Origin of the sequence: Conexibacter sp. SYSU D00693, assembly GCF_017084525.1 — a bacterium.
Taxonomy (GTDB): Bacteria; Actinomycetota; Thermoleophilia; order Solirubrobacterales; family Solirubrobacteraceae; genus Baekduia.
Window position 1 is genome coordinate 288,374 of the sequence record NZ_CP070950.1, and the last position, 19,126, is coordinate 307,499.

Below are 19,126 nucleotides of genomic sequence, written 5' to 3' on the forward strand. Positions count from 1 at the left end.
AGACGGCCGAGCCGCTACGCCGCCGCCTGCTGTGCCCAGTCGCGGTGCAGGCGCCAGTACGCGCCCTGCGCGGCCAGCAGCTCGTCGTGCGTGCCCGCCTCGACGATCCGCCCGCCGTCGAGGACGACGATCCGCCCGGCCTGCCGGATCGTCGACAGCCGGTGGGCGATGACGAACGCCGTGCGGCCCGCCAGCAGCCGCCGCAGTCCCTGCTCGATCCGCCCCTCCGTGTGCAGGTCGACGTTCGACGTCGCCTCGTCGAGCACGAGGATCCGCGGGTCGGCCACGAGCGCCCGCGCGAAGGCCACGAGCTGGCGCTGGCCCGCCGAGAGCTGCACGCCACGCTCGCCGATCTGCGTGTCCAGCCCCTCGGGCAGGCGCTCGACGACCTCCCACGCACCGACCGCCCGGCATGCCGCCTCGAGCTCCTGCGCCGTGGCCTCTGGCCGCCCGAACGCGACGTTCTCGCGCACCGTCCCGCTGAACAGGAACGCCTCCTGCGGGACGATCCCCATCTGCGAGCGCAGCGACTGCGCCGTGACCTCTCGCAGGTCGCGGCCGTCGACGAGGACCGCGCCCGACGTGGGGTCGTAGAAGCGCGCCACGAGCTTGGCCAGCGTCGACTTGCCCGCGCCCGTCGCGCCCACGAGCGCCACCGTCTGTCCCGGGGGCACGTGCAGCGAGACGTCGTCCAGCGCGAGCTTCAGCTCGTCGTCCTCGGTGCGGTAGGCGAAGGTCACGTCGCGCAGCTCGACCTCGCCGCGCAGCGGCCGCGGCAGCTCGACGGCGTCCGGCGCGTCGCGCAGGGAGGGCTCCTCGTCGAGCAGCTCGAAGATCTTGTCCAGGGCCGCCATCCCGGACTGGTAGGTCGTGTAGACCTGCGACAGCTGCCCGATCGGGTCGAAGAACCCGTTGAGCGCCGCGACGAAGCCGACCAGCACGCCGACGGTCAGCGACCCGTCGAGCACCTGCCCGCCGCCGATGAGCAGCACCGCGACGGTCGCCAGCGACGAGACGAACTCGACCGCCGGGAAGTACGACGCGTTGAGCTTGACCGTCACGAGGTTGGCCGCCCGGTTGGCGTCGTTGAGCTCCTCGAAGCGCTCGCGGTGGCGCGGCTCGGCCGCGAAGGCCTTGACGACGCGCACCCCGCTCAGCGTCTCCTGCAGGTAGGCCGTGATCGCGCCGATCGTCTCCCGCGTGCGCCGGAACGCGTCCGCGCTGGCCAGCCGGAACAGGAACGACCCGACCGCCATGACCGGGAAGATGAGGAACACCACGAGCGCCAGCTCGACGTCGAACAGCAGCAGGATCACGACCGACCCGATGAGCGTCAGCGACGCCTGGAACAGCGTCGTGACGCTGTCGGTGACCATCGCGTTGAGCGCCTCGACGTCGTTGGTCATCCGGCTGATCAGGACCCCCGCCGGCCGCCGCTCGTAGAAGCCGACCGGCTGCTCCTGCAGGTGGCGGAACAGCTGGAGGCGCAGGTCCTGCAGCGCCCGCTGGCCGACCCAGTTCGTGAGGTAGGTCTGCAGCGCCGACGTGATCCAGACGAGCACCGCGCTCACCACGAACAGCGCGACGACGAGGTCGAGCTCGCCGAGGTCGCCGTCCGTGATCCCGTGGTCGATCGCGCGCTGGGCCAGCGGTGCCGGCGCCAGTCCGGCCGCCGTCCCCACCACGAGGGCGGCGAACATCGCCGCCACCCGCCACCGGTAGGGCGCGAGCAGCGCGACGAGGCCCCGCACCTTGCGCCCGCGCCCTCGCGTGGACTGCAGCCGCCGGCGCAGCTCGGCCCGCCGCGAGACCGCGGCCCGCTCGCCGGGCCTCACAGCCCCGCCACCTCGCGCTCGACGGGCGAGCGCGTGAGGAAGACCTGGTCGGGCAGCCCCTTCTCGACGATCTCGCGGTACAGCGGCGAGACCTCGACGAGCTCGTCGTGCGACCCGTGCGCCGCCACGCGTCCGTCCTCGAGCACGACGACCTCGTCGGCCAGCGCGATCGTCGACAGGCGGTGGGCGATGACGAACGTCGTGCGGCCCGCCATGACCTCGCGCAGCGCCGTCTTGATGCCCTGCTCGGTGCTCGCGTCCACCGCGCTGGTGGCGTCGTCGAGCACGAGGATCCGCGGGTCGGACACGAACGCGCGCGCGATCGCCAGGCGCTGGCGCTGGCCGCCGCTGAGCGTCATCCCGCGCTCGCCCACGCGCGTGTCGTAGCCGTCGGGCAGCCGGGTGACGAAGTCGTGGGCCTGCGCGCGGCGGGCCGCGACCTCGATCTCCTCGCGCGTCGCGTCCGGCCGCCCGTAGGCGATGTTCTCCGCCACCGTCGCGCTGAACAGGAACGGGTCGTCGTCGACGATCGCGATCTCCCGGCGCAGGGCGAAGACGTCGACCGACCGCACGTCGGCGCCGTCGATGACCACCGCGCCGTCCGAGACGTCGTAGAGCCGCGCGAGCAGCGAGACGAGCGTCGTCTTGCCCGAGCCGGTGCCGCCGACCAGCGCGACCGTCCGGCCGGCCTCGACCTCGAGCGACACGCTCGACAGCGCCGGCCCCGTCGCGCCCTCGTAGGCGAACGTCACGTCGCGCAGCTCGACGCGCCCGCCGCCCTCGGGGAGCCCCGGCGCGCCCGGCGGCGAGACGATCCGCGGCTCGCGGTCGAGCACCTGGAACAGCCGCGCGCCCGACGCCGTCGCCCGCTGGGCCAGCCCGAGCGACATGCCCAGCTGGCGCATCGGCGACAGCAGCATGAGCAGGTAGGAGTAGAAGGCCACGAAGTCGCCGAGGTCCATCTGGCCCTCGACGACGCGCCGGCCGCCGAGCAGCAGGACGATCGCCAGCCCGATCTGCGGCAGGAACCCGATGAGGGGCTGGTAGGTCGCCTGCAGGCGCGTCGACACCATCGACTGGTCGAACACCCGTCGCGTCGAGCCGGCGAAGCGCTCGAGCTGGCGGTCCTCGCGCGCGAACGCCTTGACGACGCGCACGCCGGTGATCGACTCCTCGGTGTCGGCCGTCAGCTCCGCGAGGCGCTGCTGGACCTCCTGCAGCGCGGGCCGCGACCGCCGCCCGTAGCGGAAGGCCACGTAGACCACGAGCGGCACCGGCACCAGCGACAGCAGCGCCAGCTCCCAGTCCACGACGACCATGGCGATCGACGCGAGCACGATGGTGAGCGCGCTCTGCATGAGGAAGACCAGGCCGTAGCCGAGGAAGAACCGGACGGCCTGCAGGTCGACCGTCGCCCGCGACATGAGCTGGCCCGTCTGCTGGCGGTCGAAGAACGCGAGCTCGAGCGCGAGCAGGTGGCCGTAGACGCGGCGGCGGAGGTCCTGCTCGACCCCGAGCGAGACGCGGCCCGCCACGAGCCGGCGAGAGACGGTCAGCGCGAGGCGCAGGACGCCGGCGATCGCGACCACCACGGCGAGCAGCTGGAGGCCCGGCTCGTCGCCGTCCTGGATGCGGTCGATCGCGCGGCCCGTGAGCCACGGGATGGCGACGGTCATGACCATCGCGCACGCCGCGAGCACCGCCGACAGGGCGACGCCGCGGCGGTAGGGCGCCAGGAAGCCGAGGAGTCGCCGGAACGTGGGCACGACCCACCGAGTCTAGGAACCGCGCCCGCGGCCGCCGCCGTCGTGCGTGCCAGGATGCCCGCCCGTGCCCGCCTTCGGCCTCTGCGACCGCTGCGCCCACCAGCGGATCGTCCGCAGCGGCCGCGGCTCGGTGTTCTCGATGTGCGAGCTGGGCCGCAAGGACCCGGACTGGCCCAAGTACCCGCGGATGCCGGTGCTCGCCTGCCCGCGCCACGAGCCCGCGCCGCCGCCCGCGCCCGAGGCGTCCGAGCGCTAGCCCGCCGGCGGCGTCAGCACCAGGAACAGCCGCGCGTCGCTGTTGGCCTGGGTGACCTGGAAGCTGAACAGCCCGTTCAGCGTGACCTGCTGCACGAGCGACGCGTCGCGCGAGCGCGCCACCGCCGACACCGACGGCGTGCGCGGCGCCAACGTGCTGGCCAGCGGCTTGGTCAGCATCCCGGCGACGTCCGAGCGCCGGAAGCGCACCGCCTGCGAGGGCTCCTGGCCCTTGGGCGGCGGCAGGAACACGACGACGTCGTCGAGGCCCTTGAGGTACGTGAAGGTGTGCAGCGCGAGCTCGAGCGCCTCGCGGCGCAGCAGCAGGTGGCGCGCCTTGGACGCCTTGCCCCTGGCGATCGCGCAGTTCTGCCCGAGGCCGCAGAGGCGGTAGAGGACGCCCGTGCCCTCGTCGATGGAGATGTCGCCGGCCTGGTTGCGCTCGGCGATCGTCATCGGCAGGTCAGCGGCCTCGAGCGGCCCGCCCGACACGGCGACGAGCTGGTCGCCGCCCGCCCCACGGTACTTGCGCCCGACGTGCTCGGCGATCTGCTTCGGGACGCTCTCCAGCGGGTTGGCGCCCGGGGCGGGCGGCGACGGCGCCCACGACGACCACTGCGGGCCGATGCGCAGCGTCATCGTCCGGGGCTCGTCGTCGGCGGCCACCAGCGCGATCGCCGCGATCGCCGCGACGCCCACCGCGATGAGCGCGCCCATGACGAACTGGATGCGGGCCGTGACGCGCGCCGGCGTGCGGCCCGCCGTGGGCGCATGGTCGCCCGAGCCCGTGGCCGCGGCGACCTCGCCGGCCTCCGGCGCGGCGCCCGCGCCACCGGGGTACAGGACGTCCTCGTCGCGCAGGATCTCCGGCTCGCCGTCGGCGGCGCCGTCCGCGCCCGGCTCGGCCACCGGCGCCCCGGCGCCCCACAGCAGCGGTTCGCGGGTGCGGGGGAGGAGGTCCTCCGGGTCGTGCTTGGGCTTCGTGCCGGCGGGGTCCGCCGGCCGCGTGCGCGGGTCGCGCTCGGTCATGCCGCCGCCGCCGTCTTCCAGATCGTCTCGTCGGTGATGTCGATCGCGGGCGCCTCGAGCCGTGCCGCCTCGAGCAGCTCGACGACCTCGTCGCCGTGCATCTCCTTGCGCTCGATGAGCGTGTCGGCGATCCGCGCGACCTGCTCGCGGTTGTGGCGCACGAGGCAGAACGCGGTGAGGTAGGCCTGCCCGAGGATCCGGGCCGCCGCCTTCTTCTTCGACGGGTCGCCGAGGATGGACGCGATCGGGTTGCCCTCCATGGGCGAGCCGGACGCGGCGCGGTTCATGATCCGCAGGCCGATGCGCTCGAAGCGCTCCTCGTAGTCCTCGACGGCCTCCTTGCGGACCTCCTCGTCGGTGAACTCGACGTGGTCGAGCGTCACCGGCTCGGGCCCCATGCCCCAGAAGCCGACCATGAGCGCCGCGAGCGTCGTCGCGCTCTGCACGTCGCCGCCGACGCCGCGCGAGTTCTCGCCGTAGAAGACGTGCTCGGCGGCCATCGCGCCCAGCGTCCACACGAGCCGGCCGACGTCCTCGTGGCGCCACGCCGAGAAGCGCTCCTCCTTCTCGATGGCCTGGTGGTGGCCCAGCGAGCCGCCGCGCATGCGGATCGACAGGCGCGTCGAGAGCACGCCGTCCATGTACACGTGGGAGGCGACCGCGTGGCCGGCCTCGTGGATGGCCACCGCGCGCGTCTCCTCGGCCACGTAGTCCACGCCGATCGCGGTGCCCGACTCGATCGTCGTCATCGCCTCGATGAGGTCCTTCCAGCCGAACACCGCGCGGTCGTCGGCGTGCGCGTAGGTCAGCGCCATGGAGCAGACCTGCTCGATCATCGCGGGGGAGTAGCCGCCGGTGATGCGCGCGAGCTCGTCGCGGCGCTTGGGCGTGTCGAGCTCCTCCTCGTGCGCGACGCGCCCGAGGTAGAGGTCGAAGACGTCCTTGCGGTCCTCCTGCGTGGGCGTGCGGAAGTAGATGTGGCGGCCCATGCGGCCGGGGCGGATGAGCGCCGGGTCCAGCGCGTCCAGCGGCACGTTGGTCGCGCCGATGAAGTAGACCTGCTCGGAGCGCGGCTGGGGCGGCGCGAGGCGCAGCGAGGCGCCGCCGATGCGCTGCGGGACGATGTAGAGGGCGTCGAGGAACGTGTTGAACTTCTTCGTCACCCACTTGCGCAGGATCGGCGGGTTGTCCATGCCGTCCATCTGGACGAGCAGCTGGTTGAGCGCCATGCCGCCGCCCATGCCAGGGAACATGAAGCGGTTGATCCGCTCGACGACCGGGTGCGCGCTGCTCGGCGCCTCCACGCGCTGGGCGAAGAGCCGCTCGCGCCAGGCGCGGGTCTCCAGGACGAGGTCGCCCGAGGCGCTGAAGGCGCCCCAGTCCCCGAAGAAGAGGTGGTCCTCGACGTCCTGCGCGGTGGTCGGCGCGGGTGCGTGGCCGACCATCCCGCCGAGCGCCTGGCGCCGGCGGCCGACCGCGTCGATCTCGTCGATGAACACCATGCAGGTGCCGCCCCACTTGCGGGCCAGCCGGCGGGCGCGCGCCACGAGGATCATCACCATCACGACGTCCAGGCCGATGAACGTCTGGGCGAAGCCCGACCCCGGCATGGTCATGATCGGCGAGTTGAAGCTCGTCGCGATCGCCTTGGAGAGCATCGTCTTGCCGGTGCCGGGCGCGCCGATGAGCAGCAGGCCGCGCTCGGGCTTGCCGCCGGCCTTCTTGAACTCCTCGCCGGCCGACCACAGCGTGATGACGCGCTTGACGTCCTCCTTGGGCTCGGCCTGCCCGCGGACGTCCTCGAGCTTGACGCCCCAGTCCGCGTCGCCCGGCTCGAACGCCTTCATCTGCAGGACGCCGAACAGCAGCAGCGGCCCGAAGAAGATCATGAAGTTCGCGAAGAACAGCAGCGGGAGCTGCACGAACAGCATGAGCTGGGACGTCAGGAGCGTCACGCGGTCCGTGCGCTCCGGGAAGAGCTCGTCGAGCGCCTCGCCCGGCTTGAAGAACGGCGTGTCCGTGCCGAGCAGACCGCGCAGCACGAGCTGCAGGACCGCGAGGCCGAGCACGACGAAGAACGCGAGCCACAGCAGCCGCTTGAACCGCGTGCGCCAGTACCAGCGCCGGCGCCGGAAGACGACGTCCTCGGCCTTCAGGCGCTCGTCGGCGCCGTAGAGGCTCGGCCGCGGGATGAGCCGGTGGCAGAGCATGTCCACCAGCCCGCGGAACGCGCCGATGAACAGCAGGGTCAGGACGACGCTCAGCCACAGCGGCAGGTCGTTGACCGAGTGGAAGACCGTGAAGGTCGCGGGGCTCGTGAGCAGCGCGACCACCGTCGCGGCCCGGCCCAGGCGCCGCCACTCGCGCGCGAGCGCGTCACGGTCCGCCTGCACCGGCGGACCCAGCCTCTCCCCGTCCATCGGCATCGGTCGAGGGGGGAGGGTACCTCGCTGCGCGCCCCGCCACGCTGGGCCGCCTGGCCCGGCGCGGCCGGACCGGTGGGCCAGCTACCCTCGCCCGCTCGATGCCCCGGCGCCCCCTGCTCCTCGCCGCCGCGCTGCTCGCGACGGCGCTGACCTCCGCGGCGCCCGCCGGCGCGGCGATCAAGACGAAGCCCTGCAAGGACCAGGCGCCGCTGCGCTGCGGCTCGGTCAAGGTGCCGCTGGACCGCACGGGCCGGGTCCCGGGCGAGGTGACCATCCAGGTCGCGATGGAGCGCCGCGCCAAGGGCGACACCGGCGCGCTGATCGCGCTCGCCGGCGGCCCGGGCCAGGGCGCCGTCGCCGTCGCGTCGTCGTTCCGGGAGGTGCTGGCGCCGCTGCTCAAGCGCCGCCAGCTCGTCGTCGTCGACCAGCGCGGGACGGGCGACAGCGGCGTGCTGGTCTGCCCGCGGCTGCAGGTCCTGGGGTCGCTGGACCCGGTGCGCCCGTCGCTCGTGCGCGACTGCGCCGACCGCATCGGGCCGCGCCGCCAGGCCTACACGACGGCCGACACCGTCGAGGACCTCGACGCGGTCCGCGCGGCCGTCGGCGCCGACCGGTGGATGGTCCTCGGCATCTCCTACGGGACGTTCGTGGCCCAGCAGTACGCGCGCGCGCACCCGGACCGGGTCGAGGGGCTCGTCCTGGACTCCGTCGTGCCCGACGACGGCTTCGACCCGTTCCTCCTGGACTCCTACACGCGCGTGGCCCGCGTCCTGCGCGAGCAGTGCGCCAACCGGCGCTGCAAGGGCGTCACCGAGGACCCGGTGGCCGACGTCGCCGCGGTCACCGAGCAGCTGCGCGCCGGCCCGCTGCGCGGCGCGCGCTTCACCGCGACCGGCAAGCGCGTCACGGCCGAGCTCGAGAACTCCTCCTCGCTGTACCTCACGCTGCTGGCCGGTGACGTCAACCCGTTCCTGCAGCCCGAGCTGCCCTCGGCGATCAAGGCCGCGCGCGCCGGCGACCCGGCCCAGCTCCTGCGCGCCGCGCACATCGCCACGGGCAGCCGCACGGGCTCCAAGGAGCTCAGCGTCGGCCTCAACGTCACGACGGCCTGCGGCGACGGCGGCCTGCCGTACACCTTCGACATGCCCGTGGAGGAGCGCGCCGCCCGGCTCGAGGCCGGCCTCGCGGCGATCCCGCCGTCCAGCGTCGCGCCGCTCGACCTCGACGCGGTGCGCCGCACGTCGATCGCCGACGACTGCCAGCTCTGGCCCCAGGGCGACGTCTTCACCAAGCCGGTCTCCGGCGCGCTGCCCGACGTGCCGGCGCTCGTGCTCGCCGGGCGCCTGGACCTGCGCACCCCCATGGAGGACGCGCTCGAGGTCGCCAAGGCGCTGCCCCAGGCCCAGCTCGTGCGCGTCGCGGGCACCGGCCACGACGTGCAGGACGCCGACCTCAGCGGCTGCGTCGAGACGGCGCTGCGGCGCTTCGGCGACGGCCGGCGCGTCGGGACGCCGTGCAAGGGCAGGTCGAACACCGGCAGTGCCTACTCGCCGGCGCCGCGGTCCGTCGCCGAGCTCGAGCGCGCCCGCGGCGTCGCCGGCCTGCGCGGCCGCGTCGTCACGGCGATCGCGCTCACGATCGCCGACGCCCAGGTCCTCACCCTCCAGCGGCTCGTCGGCGGCTTCACCGACCAGGCCGACGGCTGCCTGCGCGGCGGGCGCTTCCGCGCGACGGGCTTCGCCGAGACCGTGACCCTGCGCTCGTGCTCCTACGTCCCGGGCCTGCGCCTGACCGGCAAGCTCGGCATCGACGGCGGGACGCTGCGCGTGCGCGGCGTGCGCGGGGCCTCGGGCACGGTGCGCGTTGACGAGGCGGGCTACATCGCCGGGACGCTCGGCGGGGAGCGCGTGCGCGAGGCGCGGCCCGAGGCGCGGCGGATCGTCGCCGCCGCGGCGCGCGCGGGCGCGGCCCGCGCGCAGCTCGACGCGCGCCGGGCGCAGCTGCCGGCGCTGCGCGCGCAGGCGCGCCGGTTGGTCGCCGCCCGCGCCGCGGGCGTCGGCAGCCGCTAGCGCTTCTCGGGGTCCTGCGCGGCGGAGATCGCCGCGCCGACCAGCAGCCCGAAGAGCACCGCGAGGACGACGGCGAGCACCGGCTTGTCGTCGGCGCCGACGGCGGCGGTCGCCAGCGCCAGGCCGAGGCCGAGCAGCGCCACGAGCACCCCGACCACGGGGCGCCGGCGGTAGAAGTCCAGGACGCCGCGCATGCGGTCGTCAGCGTACCCGCGGGTAGCCTCCGGCCGCGTGCCGCCAGGGGAGCCCGCCGACCCGCCGCATCGCGTCGTCTCCACGCGCGTGGTCTACGAGAACCGCTGGATGCGCCTGCGCGAGGACGTGCTCGAGCGCGACGACGGCTCGCCCGGGCTGTACTCCGTGGTGGAGAAGCCGCCGGCGGCGGTCCTCGTCCCGGTGCAGGACGGGCGGGTCTGGCTCGTCGAGCAGTTCCGCCACCCGGCGCAGGGGCGGTTCTGGGACCTGCCGCAGGGCGCGCTGGACGCCCACGGCGAGCGGCCGCCCGAGGAGGTCGCGCGCACCGAGCTCGAGGAGGAGACCGGGCTGCGCGCCGGCCGGCTCGTGCACCTGGGCCGGCTGTTCTTCGCCTACGGCATCTCGGCGCAGCCGTTCGACGCGTTCTTCGCGACGGACCTCGAGCCGGGCGAGGCGCGGCTCGAGGAGACCGAGGCCGACCTGCGCTGCGCGTCCTTCTCCGTCGCGGAGGTGGAGGACCTGCTGCGGGAGGCGCGCATCGTAGATGCGGCCTCCCACGCGGCGTGGAACCTCGCGCGGATGCGGAGCCTGGTCTAGGGCTCCGGAGAACCCGCGCCCGGAGGGCTACTCCTCGCCGCCCTCCATGAGCTCCTGCAGGAGCGACATGGCGGCGATCTGGGCGGGCGTGCCCTGCAGCTCGTTCTCCCCGATCTCCTCGAGCTCGGGGTGGAAGGACGCGTGGACGGCGACGTCCTGGTCGCCGGCGTCCTCGAGGACGATGACGGCCCGGCCCGGCTGGCCCTCGGGGCGCGTGGCGCCCTCGACCTGCTCGCTCTCGAGCGTCGCGCGCGCCGCCGTGAGGACGTCGAGCGCCAGCTCGCGCCAGTGCGACAGGGCGTCGGCGCGCTCCTGGTCGCTCATGGCGGAGAGGTGGTGGGCGTTGCGGGTCGCCAGCGCGTCGACGGCCGCGTTCACGGCGCTGTCGGCGAGCAGGGCGTCAGGGTCGGGAGCCATGCGCCAGAGGGTAGGTGGTCTGGGCCGCGCCGGCGGTCAGGACGCGCTGGGCGGGCGCACGGGGTGCGACCCGGGCGCCTCGCGCAGGCCGCGCGAGCGCAGCACCATCTGCACGCCGGCGAAGACGATCGTCAGCAGCGCGATCGCCAGGAGCGCGACGCCCACGGCGGACTCGTGCAGCAGGCCGCCCAGGACCAGCGCGAGGAGCACGAAGCCGACCATGAGGGCCCAGTGCCGGTGGGGGACCGGCGAGCGCTTGGGCAGGTCGTAGGTCTCGCGGATGTCTGCCATGCCCGGGTGCTACCCGGGGTCCCCGCCGCTCTACGCAGGCACCGCGACGCCGTCGAGCTCGACGACCACGCCGTCGCCCCAGAACGACAGCATGCCCTGCGCCGGCAGGGCGTCGACGAACGGCGCCTCGAACGACCATGCGAGGTCCTCGCGCCCCGGCGCCGACCAGTACGTCGCCTCGCCCTTGTACGGGCAGTGCGTCGTCGTCGCGCTGCGCACGAGCTCGACCCGCACGTCCTCTCGCGGGACGTAGAGCCGGTTGGGCATCCCCGTCTCGGAGAGCACCACGGGCCGCCGGGTCTCGGCGACGACCTCGCCGTCGACCGTCACCCGCACGTGGCGGCTCGAGCGGCGCGCGTCGACCCGGTGGTAGGGGTCGCGCACGTGCGTGTGGATCTCCTCGTCCTCGTCCAGCCAGCGGTCGAGCTTGCGGAAGTACACGCCGAGCAGGCCCTCCAGCCAGGCCGCCTCGGGGTTGGGCTCGCGGTAGGTCCAGAAGACGTCCGGGACGTCCTTGACCGCGAGGTAGCTCGCGTCGCCCTTGAACGGGCAGTGGGTGCGCGTGTCGGTGGGGGAGAGCAGCTCGGCGCGCACGTCGGCCTCCGGGACGTAGAGCGCCGCGAGCAGCCCGGTCTCGTGGACGAGCTGGGCGCCGGTCGTGTCGAGCACCAGCTCGCCGCCCAGCTCGGCCCGCAGCCGCCGCGGGAACGGCGTCAGCAGGAGCTTGTGCGCCGGGCCGTCGACGGTGAAGTTCGTCGGGCCGGGCTGCGCGGCGATGGGGCCGGGCGACTGGGTGAGCGCCATGGTCCGAACGTAGCGTCCGCCCGCCGGTGCCCGGGACCGGCCCCGCGCTAGGCCCCGCCGACGCCCTCCACCACGGTGCCGCGGCCGGCGCAGACCGGGCACTCGCCGTCGTCCTTGCGCCCGCTGCCGCCGCAGGCGGGGCAGATGTCGTCGCCGGCGCCCTCCGTGCCGGGAGGCGCCTCGTCGCCCGGCGCCATGTCCGGACGGGTGGGATCGTCAGGCGGGGTGGTCATGGTCGCTGGCGGTACCCGGCGCGATCGGGTACGACAAGCGGTGATGCAGGACGACGACGACTGGGTCGGCACCCCGCCCGAGGGCCGGATCACCCGCGACCGGGCCAAGCCCGAGCACTGGCGCCAGAGCTTCCCGGTGGCGACGGTCTCGAGCGCGATCCTCGTCCTGCTCGTGGTCGTGGTGGTCGTCGTGGCCCTCGCGTAGTGCGGGTCGCCATCGCCGGCTTCGGGCTGGCCGGCCGCGACTTCCACGGCCGGCTGCTCGCCGCCGCCGACGGCCTCGAGGTCGCCGCGGTCCTCACCCGCGACGCCGGCCGCGCGGCGGCCGCGCGCGCCGACCACCCGGGCGTGGAGGTCTGCGCGACCGCCGACGCGCTGTGGGCGACCGCGCCGGACCTCGCCGTGGTCGCGACCGCCAACCGCGCCCACGCGCCGCTGGCCCACGAGGCGGTCGCCCGCGGGATCCCGGTCGTGGTCGACAAGCCGCTCGCCGTCAGCGCCGACGAGGGCCAGGCGCTCGTGGACGCCGCGCGCGCCGCGGGCGTCGGTCTCACCGTCTTCCAGAACCGGCGGTGGGACAGCGACCTGCTGACGGTCCTCCGGCTGCTGCGGGACGGCCGGCTCGGCGCGCCCCAGCGCTTCGTCTCGCGCTTCACCCGCTTCCGGCCGCGGGTCGCCGGCGTCTGGCGCGAGCAGGGCGCGCCCGAGGAGGGCGGCGGCCAGCTGCTCGACCTCGGCACCCACCTCGTCGACCAGGCGTGCCTGCTCTTCGGCCCGCCGGTCGGCCTCTACGCGGAGGTCGCCGCCCGCCGTTCCGGTGCCGCGGTCGACGACGACGTCTTCCTCGCGCTCGAGCACGCGGGCGGCGTCGTCTCGCACCTGCACCTCGGCGCGGTCACCCCGGTCCCCGGGCCGCGGATGGAGCTCCACGGCCTCGCCGGCGGCTTCGCCTGCGACGGCCTGGACCCGCAGGAGGCGCAGCTGCGGTCGGGCATGCGCCCGGACGACCCGGCCTTCGGCGTGCGCGAGGCGCCCGGTCGGCTGCTCACGGCCGGCGGCGAGACGCCCGTCGCGATGGAGCGCGGCGCCTGGTCGTCGTTCTACCCCGCGGTCCGGGCGTGGCTCGAGGAGGGCGGCCCGCCGCCGGTCGACCCGGGGGACGCCGTCGCCGTCCTGCGGGTGCTCGAGCAGGCTCGTCCGGGACCTGGACGAACAACACGCTCTTCACACCAACTTCGTGCGGACTCTTGACAAACGCCCGCCAGAGGAAGAGGGTCGGTGCTCGTGGATCCCGAGCACCGGGTCGGCTCGCTCCAGGGACTGCGCGTGCGCAACCGCGCGCTCGTCGTCAGCGTCCTGCGTCGCCGCGGCACCGCCAGCCGCGCGGAGATCGCCCGCGCCACCGGCCTGTCGCGCTCCACCGTCTCGACGCTCGTCGGCGAGCTGCAGGACGACGGCCTGGTCGTCGAGCACGAGGCCGCGGCGCCGCGCGGCGGCACCGGCCGGCCGCCGGTCCTGCTGGCGCTGGACCCGTCGGCCGGCGTCGCGCTCGGCCTCGACTTCGGCCACCGCCACCTGCGGGTCGCCGTCGCCGACCTCAGCTCGCGCGTGCTCGCCGAGCGCCGCGTCGAGCTCGACGTCGACCACTCCGCCACCGCGTCGCTCGACGCCGCCGCGGAGCTCGCCGACGACGTCCTCGAGGAGGCGGGCATCGGCCGCGACCGCGTCGTGGGCGCCGGGATGGGCCTCCCGGGCCCGGTCCACCGCGGCACGGGCCTCGTCGGCTCCTCGGTGATCCTGCCGGGCTGGGCCGGCCTGCACGCGCAGGACGAGCTCTCCGAGCGCCTCGGCATGCCGGTCGAGGTCGACAACGACGCGAACCTCGGCGCGCTGGCCGAGCTGCGCCACGGCGCCGCTCGCGGCGAGGCCGACGTCGTCTACGTCAAGGTCGCCTCGGGCATCGGCGCCGGCATCGTCCTGGGCGGCCGCCTGCACCAGGGCGTCTCCGGGGTGGCCGGCGAGCTCGGGCACGTGGAGGTCGTCCCCGAGGGCGGCGAGGTCTGCCGGTGCGGCAAGCGCGGCTGCCTGGAGACGGTCGCCGCCGGCGCGTCGCTGCTCGGGCTGCTGCGCTCGACGCACGGCGACGACCTCGACCTGCCCGGCCTCGTCCGCCTCGCCCGCGAGGGCGACCTGAGCACGAACCGCGTCGTCGGCGACGCGGGCCGCGCGATCGGCCGCGTCCTGGCCGACCTCTGCAACCACCTCAACCCGTCGCTCGTCGTCATCGGCGGCGAGCTGGCGGCCGCCGGGGACGCGCTGGTCGACGGCGTGCGCGAGGCCATCGGCCGCCACGCCCTGGCGGCCGCCGCCGACGTCGTGCGTGTCGAGCCCGCGACGCTCGGCGAGCGCGCGGAGCTGCTCGGCGCGCTGGCGCTCGTCATCACCGGCAGCGACCACCTCGCCGCCTCCACGAGCGCCGGCGCCGGCCGGACCGTCCCCCGACTTCACCCATGAGCCACCCACACCAGGAGGAGACATGACCACCATCACCCCGAGCCGCGTGCTCGCGGCGCTGCTGGCCTGCGCGGCGGTCGCCGCTGCCGGTTGCGGCGACGACGACGACTCAGGCGGCAGCGGCGGCGCCGCGTCCACCGGTGGCAGCGGCGAGGCCAAGCAGGTCGCCCTGCTGCTGCCCGAGTCCAAGACCGCCCGCTACGAGGCGGCGGACCGCCCGCTGTTCACGGCGAAGCTCAAGGCCGACTGCCCGGACTGCGAGCTCATCTACTCCAACGCCGACCAGGACGCCTCCAAGCAGCAGCAGCAGGCCGAGGCGGCCATCACGCGCGGCGCCGACGTGCTCGTCCTCGACCCGGTCGACTCGCAGGCCGCCTCGACGATCGCCACGCGCGCCAAGCAGTCGAACATCCCGGTCATCGCGTACGACCGCCTGATCAACGACGCCGACATCGACTACTACATCTCGTTCGACAACGAGCAGGTCGGCAAGCTGCAGGGCGAGGCCCTGCTCAAGGCGCTCGGCAGCCCCCAGGGCAAGCAGATCGTGATGATCAACGGCGCGCCGACCGACAACAACGCCAAGCTCTTCAAGGCGGGCGCGCACTCGGTCCTCGACGACAGCGGCGTGAAGGTCGGCAAGGAGTACGACACGCCCGACTGGAGCCCGGACAAGGCCCAGACCCAGATGGAGCAGGCCATCACGGCGCTCGGCAAGGGCTCGATCGACGGCGTCTACGCCGCCAACGACGGCACCGCCGGCGGCGCGATCGCCGCGATGAAGTCCGCCGGCATCGACCCGAAGGACATCCCGGTCACCGGCCAGGACTCCGAGGTCGCCGCGATCCAGCGGATCCTCGCGGGCGAGCAGCACATGACCATCTACAAGGCCGTGAAGCCCGAGGCCGAGGCGGCCGCGACGCTGGCGCTCGCGCTGGCCCGCGGTGAGCAGGCCCCGTCCGGCCTGGTCAACGGCGAGACCGACAACGGCCAGGAGCAGGTGCCGTCGGTCCTCCTCAAGCCGGTCGCCGTCACGAAGGACAACGTCGCCGACACGGTCATCAAGGACCAGTACGTCAAGACGTCCGACGTGTGCAAGGGCTCCTTCGCCAAGGCCTGCACGGAGGCGGGGATCTCCTAGCCCATGACGGCCACCGCCACCCAGGGGACGCCGCTGCTGCAGATGCGCGGCGTCTCCAAGCGGTTCGGCGCCGTCCAGGCGCTCGCCGGCGTGGACCTCGACGTCCACGCCGGCGAGGTGGTCGCCCTCGTCGGCGACAACGGCGCCGGCAAGTCCACCCTCGTCAAGACCATCTCGGGCGTCGGCCCGATGGACGAGGGCACCATGGCCTTCGACGGCCGCGACGTGACCGTCCGCGGCCCCCAGGACTCCGACGCCCTGGGCATCTCGGTCATCTACCAGGACCTCGCGCTCTGCGACAACCTCGACGTCGTCGAGAACCTGTACCTGGGCCACGAGCTCAAGCGCACCGGCGTGCCCGGCGCGCCGATGGACGAGATCACCATGGAGCAGAAGGCGCGCGAGCTGCTCGACTCGCTGGCGGTGCGCACGCTGCGCTCCGTCCGCGCCGAGGTCGGCAGCCTCTCGGGCGGCCAGCGACAGTCCATCGCGATCGCCCGCGGCCTGCTCGGGGACCCGAAGATGATCCTGCTCGACGAGCCGACCGCCGCGCTCGGCGTCGCCCAGACCGCGCAGGTCCTCGACCTCGTGGGGCGGCTGCGCGAGCGGGGGCTCGGCGTCGTGCTCATCTCCCACAACCTCGCCGACGTCTTCCAGGTCGCCGACCGGGTCACGGTCCTGCGCCTCGGGCGCAACGCCGGCGACTTCAAGGTCGGGGAGACCAACCGCGAGGCCGTCGTCGCCGCCATCACCGGCGCCGACGGCGCATCCACGAACGGCTCGGAGGTGCGCGCATGAGCGCGACCGTCGTCGACCCGGACGCCCCGGCACCCGGTCAGCCGCCCGCGTCGCCCGGCGACAAGCACGGCGCGGTGACGCCGCGCGAGGCGCTGCGCAAGCTCGCCGACGGCGAGCTGGGCTCCGTGCGGGTCATCCTGATGCTGGCCCTCATCTGGACGATCTTCACGATCGCCGAGGACCGGTTCCTCACCGCGACGAACCTCACGAACCTCGTCCTGCAGATCGCCGCCGTCGGCACGATCTCGGTCGGCGTGGTGCTCGTCCTGCTGCTCGGCGAGATCGACCTGTCGGTCGGCGCCGTGAGCGGCCTGGCGGGCGCGGTGCTCGCGGCGCTGTCGGAGAAGCAGGGCTGGGGTCCGGTGCCGGCCATCGCCGCCGCGCTGGCGGTCGGGGCGCTGATCGGCCTCTTCCAGGGCTCGATCCACACCCAGCTCGTCATCCCGTCGTTCATCGTCACCCTCGCGGGCCTGCTGACCTGGCAGGGCGCGCAGCTCGAGGTGCTGGGCGAGACGGGGACGATCAACGTCACCGACAAGACCATCCAGGACCTCACCGGGACGTTCTTCGACCCGGCGATCGGCTGGGTGCTCGCGGCGGTGTGCATCGCGCTGGTGGCCTTCGAGTCGCTCGGACGGCGGCGCCGGCGCGGCGCGGCGGGGCTCGAGACCGAGCCGGTGTTCACCACGGCCGTGCGCGTGGGCGCGGCGGCCGCGGGGATCATCGTCGCCACGGCCGTGCTCAACGCCGACCGCGGTGTGCCGCTGGCGGCCGTGATCCTCATCGCGTTCGTCGCGGCCTTCCACTACCTCACGACGCGCACGACGTTCGGGCGCCACATCTACGCCGTCGGCGGCAACGCCGAGGCGGCGCGGCGCGCGGGCATCAACGTCAAGCGGGTGCGGACGATCGTCTTCGTCCTCGCCTCGACCATGGCCGCCGCGGGCGGCGTGCTGGCGGCCTCGCGCCTGCTGGCCGTCGGTCAGGCCTCGGGCGGCGGCGACCTGCTGCTGCTGGCCATCGCCGGCCCGGTCATCGCGGGCGTCAGCCTGTTCGGCGGCCGCGGCGGGGTCTCCGCCGCGCTGCTCGGCGCGCTCGTCATCGGCTCGATCTCGAACGGGATGGACCTGCTCGGGCTCGAGTCGTCGGTGAAGTACATGATCACCGGCGGCGTCCTGCTCGCCGCGGTGGTCCTCGACGCGACGGCCCGCCGCCGCCGCGCCGACCAGGGACGGGTCTAGGCCCTCGCGTGCGAAGAAGGGGACAGTCCCCTTCTTCGCACGCCCCGCCTCAGCGCACCGTGCGCGTGGAGCTCGTGCCCTGCGTGGTGATCGCCCGCCAGGACGCCCGGCGGCTGATCCGCACGTCGCGCTTGTAGAAGCCGCGCGCGTCGGTCTGGACCGTCGCGATCGTGGTCCACCGGCCGGTCGAGCCGCGGCGCTGGAGGCGGACCTGCGAGCGCGTGCCCGGGCGGACCTGGCCCCAGAGGCGCACCGTCGTGCGCGACAGGCGCACGGCCCAGAACGGATCGGGGAAGGTCGACAGCGCCGGCTTGGCGCGACCGTCGGAGCGCAGGAGGCCCGACTGCCAGCCCGCGCCGCCCGAGGCCAGCGGCTCGTCCTGCCAGACGTACTGCACCAGGGCGCGCACCCGCGGGTGCTGCCAGGCCATGTACGCCGCCTGCTGGAGGTAGGTCGACTGGTTCGCGAGCGAGACGCCGGAGCGCTCGGGCGGGTTGGTCTGGAAGCCGTACTCCGTGAGGAACAGGGGCAGCTTGCGGCTGGGCTGGCGGACGGTGATGCCGCCGGTGCGCGAGATGCGGTCCAGCGCGCTCGTGAGCCGGCCCAGGTCGCCGAGCTGGGCGTCGTCGGGGTTCGCGCTCCTCGTCGTCGGGCCCTTGGTCATGGAGTGCGGGTGGTAGGCCAGGCCGTAGGCGCCGGCCGGCCGGAAGCCCGCGCAGGGGCCGCTGCGCACGCGCCGGTAGCGGGAGCTCACGCAGCCCATCGCGCGCAGGAAGGCGAGCGGGCGCAGCTTGGCGTTCTGCGAGCGGGCGTTCTCGCCGCGGGGCGCCAGCGCGCCGATCAGCACCCGCGCGCCCGGGTCGGCCGCGCGGATCGCCGGGTCGGCCGCCACCACGAGCTTGCGGTACAGGTGGGGCGCGTAGGGCGTGCACGAGCGGCCCTTGCACGTCGACTGCGGCTGGAGCCACAGCGGCAGGTTCGGCTCGTTCCAGATGACGTACTGGTCCACGCGGGGGCCGTACCGGCGCGCGACCGCCCGAGCGAACTGGCCGAACTTCGCCGGGTCGGGCTTCCAGCGCGGGTTGCCCCGCTGCGGCTCGAGCGAGCCCCACAGCGGACCCGAGCCGGTGACGCTGAGCACGACGTCCATGCCGCGGCTCGTCACGAGGTCGACCGCGCGGTCCAGGGTCGCCCAGCGGTACTGCGGGTCGTCGGGGTTCGTCGCGTCGAAGTCCGCGGGCTGGGTGCGCTGGTCCTCGCCCGGCACGTGGGCGACCCAGCGGGCGAAGACGCGGACCTCGTCGATGCCGAGGTCGCGCCAGCGGTCGACGGCGCGCGCCGCCTGCTCGTCGGAGCCGAAGAGCATGATCCGGTCGTCGGCGATGCCGACGGCGGCGGTCGGCGCGGCCTGGGCGCCGGCGGGCGCGAGGAGCAGCAGGGCGGCGACGAGCGTCGCGAGGAGGAGCGGCAGGAGACGGAGCATCGGAGGCGAGAACGCCCGCGGGCGGCCGGGGT

General features: G+C 74.5%; 19 protein-coding genes. 9 read left to right on the plus strand and 10 right to left on the minus strand.

The annotated features are described in order from the left end of the window. Positions 1–14: 14 nt before the first annotated feature. Both JUB12_RS01465 and JUB12_RS01470 read right to left on the minus strand, forming a co-directional pair. The gene (locus JUB12_RS01465) at positions 15–1,835 is read right to left on the minus strand and encodes an ABC transporter ATP-binding protein (RefSeq protein WP_205697840.1); all 1,821 of its coding nucleotides are present in this window, start codon (positions 1,833–1,835) and stop codon (positions 15–17) included. Next, the gene (locus JUB12_RS01470; protein ID WP_205697841.1) at positions 1,832–3,601 is read right to left on the minus strand and encodes an ABC transporter ATP-binding protein; all 1,770 of its coding nucleotides are present in this window, start codon (positions 3,599–3,601) and stop codon (positions 1,832–1,834) included. The genes JUB12_RS01465 and JUB12_RS01470 overlap by 4 nt, the downstream gene beginning before the upstream one ends. A gap of 64 nt (positions 3,602–3,665) precedes the next feature. Between JUB12_RS01470 and JUB12_RS01475 the strand changes: the two genes are divergently transcribed. After that, a complete protein-coding gene (locus tag JUB12_RS01475) occupies positions 3,666–3,857 on the plus strand; it encodes a hypothetical protein (protein WP_205697842.1) in 192 nt (63 codons plus the stop codon). On the opposite strand, the gene JUB12_RS01480 is transcribed toward JUB12_RS01475, so the two are convergent. Next, the gene (locus JUB12_RS01480) at positions 3,854–4,885 is read right to left on the minus strand and encodes a hypothetical protein (RefSeq protein WP_205697843.1); all 1,032 of its coding nucleotides are present in this window, start codon (positions 4,883–4,885) and stop codon (positions 3,854–3,856) included. The genes JUB12_RS01475 and JUB12_RS01480 overlap by 4 nt on opposite strands. After that, positions 4,882–7,278 carry an AAA family ATPase gene (locus tag JUB12_RS01485; protein WP_205697844.1) on the minus strand — a complete coding sequence of 799 codons (2,397 nt, stop codon included), beginning with the start codon at positions 7,276–7,278 and terminating at the stop codon, positions 4,882–4,884. The genes JUB12_RS01480 and JUB12_RS01485 overlap by 4 nt, the downstream gene beginning before the upstream one ends. A gap of 131 nt (positions 7,279–7,409) precedes the next feature. Here JUB12_RS01485 and JUB12_RS01490 point away from each other — a divergent pair, with 131 nt between their 5' ends. Then, positions 7,410–9,380 carry an alpha/beta fold hydrolase gene (locus tag JUB12_RS01490; RefSeq protein ID WP_205697845.1) on the plus strand — a complete coding sequence of 657 codons (1,971 nt, stop codon included), beginning with the start codon at positions 7,410–7,412 and terminating at the stop codon, positions 9,378–9,380. On the opposite strand, the gene JUB12_RS01495 is transcribed toward JUB12_RS01490, so the two are convergent. Further along, a complete protein-coding gene (locus tag JUB12_RS01495) occupies positions 9,377–9,574 on the minus strand; it encodes a hypothetical protein (RefSeq protein WP_205697846.1) in 198 nt (65 codons plus the stop codon). The two genes, JUB12_RS01490 and JUB12_RS01495, sit on opposite strands and share 4 nt — an antisense overlap. Positions 9,575–9,611: 37 nt before the next feature. On the opposite strand from JUB12_RS01495, the gene JUB12_RS01500 reads away from it, so the two are divergent. Next, positions 9,612–10,172: an NUDIX hydrolase gene (locus tag JUB12_RS01500; protein ID WP_205697847.1), complete on the plus strand. Its 561-nt coding sequence runs from the start codon at positions 9,612–9,614 to the stop codon at positions 10,170–10,172. A 27-nt stretch (positions 10,173–10,199) separates the two neighbouring features. On the opposite strand, the gene JUB12_RS01505 is transcribed toward JUB12_RS01500, so the two are convergent. From JUB12_RS01505 to JUB12_RS01520, 4 genes are read right to left on the minus strand one after another with little or no spacing between them, the layout of a single operon-like run. Then, a complete protein-coding gene (locus tag JUB12_RS01505) occupies positions 10,200–10,589 on the minus strand; it encodes a hypothetical protein (protein ID WP_205697848.1) in 390 nt (129 codons plus the stop codon). 36 nt (positions 10,590–10,625) lie between these two features. Beyond that, a complete protein-coding gene (locus JUB12_RS01510; RefSeq protein ID WP_205697849.1) occupies positions 10,626–10,880 on the minus strand; it encodes a hypothetical protein in 255 nt (84 codons plus the stop codon). Positions 10,881–10,910: 30 nt separating this feature from the next. Further along, positions 10,911–11,684 carry a DUF427 domain-containing protein gene (locus JUB12_RS01515; RefSeq protein ID WP_205697850.1) on the minus strand — a complete coding sequence of 258 codons (774 nt, stop codon included), beginning with the start codon at positions 11,682–11,684 and terminating at the stop codon, positions 10,911–10,913. A gap of 47 nt (positions 11,685–11,731) precedes the next feature. Next, positions 11,732–11,917, minus strand: a complete 186-nt coding sequence (locus JUB12_RS01520; protein WP_205697851.1) for a hypothetical protein — start codon at positions 11,915–11,917, stop codon at positions 11,732–11,734. A 43-nt stretch (positions 11,918–11,960) separates the two neighbouring features. Between JUB12_RS01520 and JUB12_RS01525 the strand changes: the two genes are divergently transcribed. The 6 genes from JUB12_RS01525 to JUB12_RS01550 are packed head-to-tail and all read left to right on the plus strand — an operon-like array spanning position 11,961 to position 17,611. After that, positions 11,961–12,122, plus strand: a complete 162-nt coding sequence (locus JUB12_RS01525) for a hypothetical protein (protein WP_205697852.1) — start codon at positions 11,961–11,963, stop codon at positions 12,120–12,122. Continuing rightward, a complete protein-coding gene (locus JUB12_RS01530) occupies positions 12,122–13,168 on the plus strand; it encodes a Gfo/Idh/MocA family oxidoreductase (protein ID WP_205697853.1) in 1,047 nt (348 codons plus the stop codon). Before JUB12_RS01525 ends, JUB12_RS01530 begins: the two co-directional genes overlap by 1 nt. Before the next feature lie 33 nt (positions 13,169–13,201). Then, complete coding sequence (locus JUB12_RS01535; protein WP_205697854.1) at positions 13,202–14,431, plus strand: ROK family transcriptional regulator; 1,230 nt, start codon at positions 13,202–13,204, stop codon at positions 14,429–14,431. A gap of 22 nt (positions 14,432–14,453) precedes the next feature. After that, positions 14,454–15,572, plus strand: coding sequence for a sugar ABC transporter substrate-binding protein (locus JUB12_RS01540; RefSeq protein WP_205697855.1), 1,119 nt, complete (start codon positions 14,454–14,456; stop codon positions 15,570–15,572). A 3-nt stretch (positions 15,573–15,575) separates the two neighbouring features. Then, positions 15,576–16,370, plus strand: a complete 795-nt coding sequence (locus JUB12_RS01545) for an ATP-binding cassette domain-containing protein (RefSeq protein ID WP_205697856.1) — start codon at positions 15,576–15,578, stop codon at positions 16,368–16,370. Further along, positions 16,367–17,611 carry a sugar ABC transporter permease gene (locus tag JUB12_RS01550; RefSeq protein ID WP_205697857.1) on the plus strand — a complete coding sequence of 415 codons (1,245 nt, stop codon included), beginning with the start codon at positions 16,367–16,369 and terminating at the stop codon, positions 17,609–17,611. The genes JUB12_RS01545 and JUB12_RS01550 overlap by 4 nt, the downstream gene beginning before the upstream one ends. 49 nt (positions 17,612–17,660) lie before the next feature. Here JUB12_RS01550 and JUB12_RS01555 read toward each other — a convergent pair whose 3' ends face one another. Next, positions 17,661–19,094 carry a cellulase family glycosylhydrolase gene (locus JUB12_RS01555; RefSeq protein WP_205697858.1) on the minus strand — a complete coding sequence of 478 codons (1,434 nt, stop codon included), beginning with the start codon at positions 19,092–19,094 and terminating at the stop codon, positions 17,661–17,663. Positions 19,095–19,126: the final 32 nt, after the last annotated feature.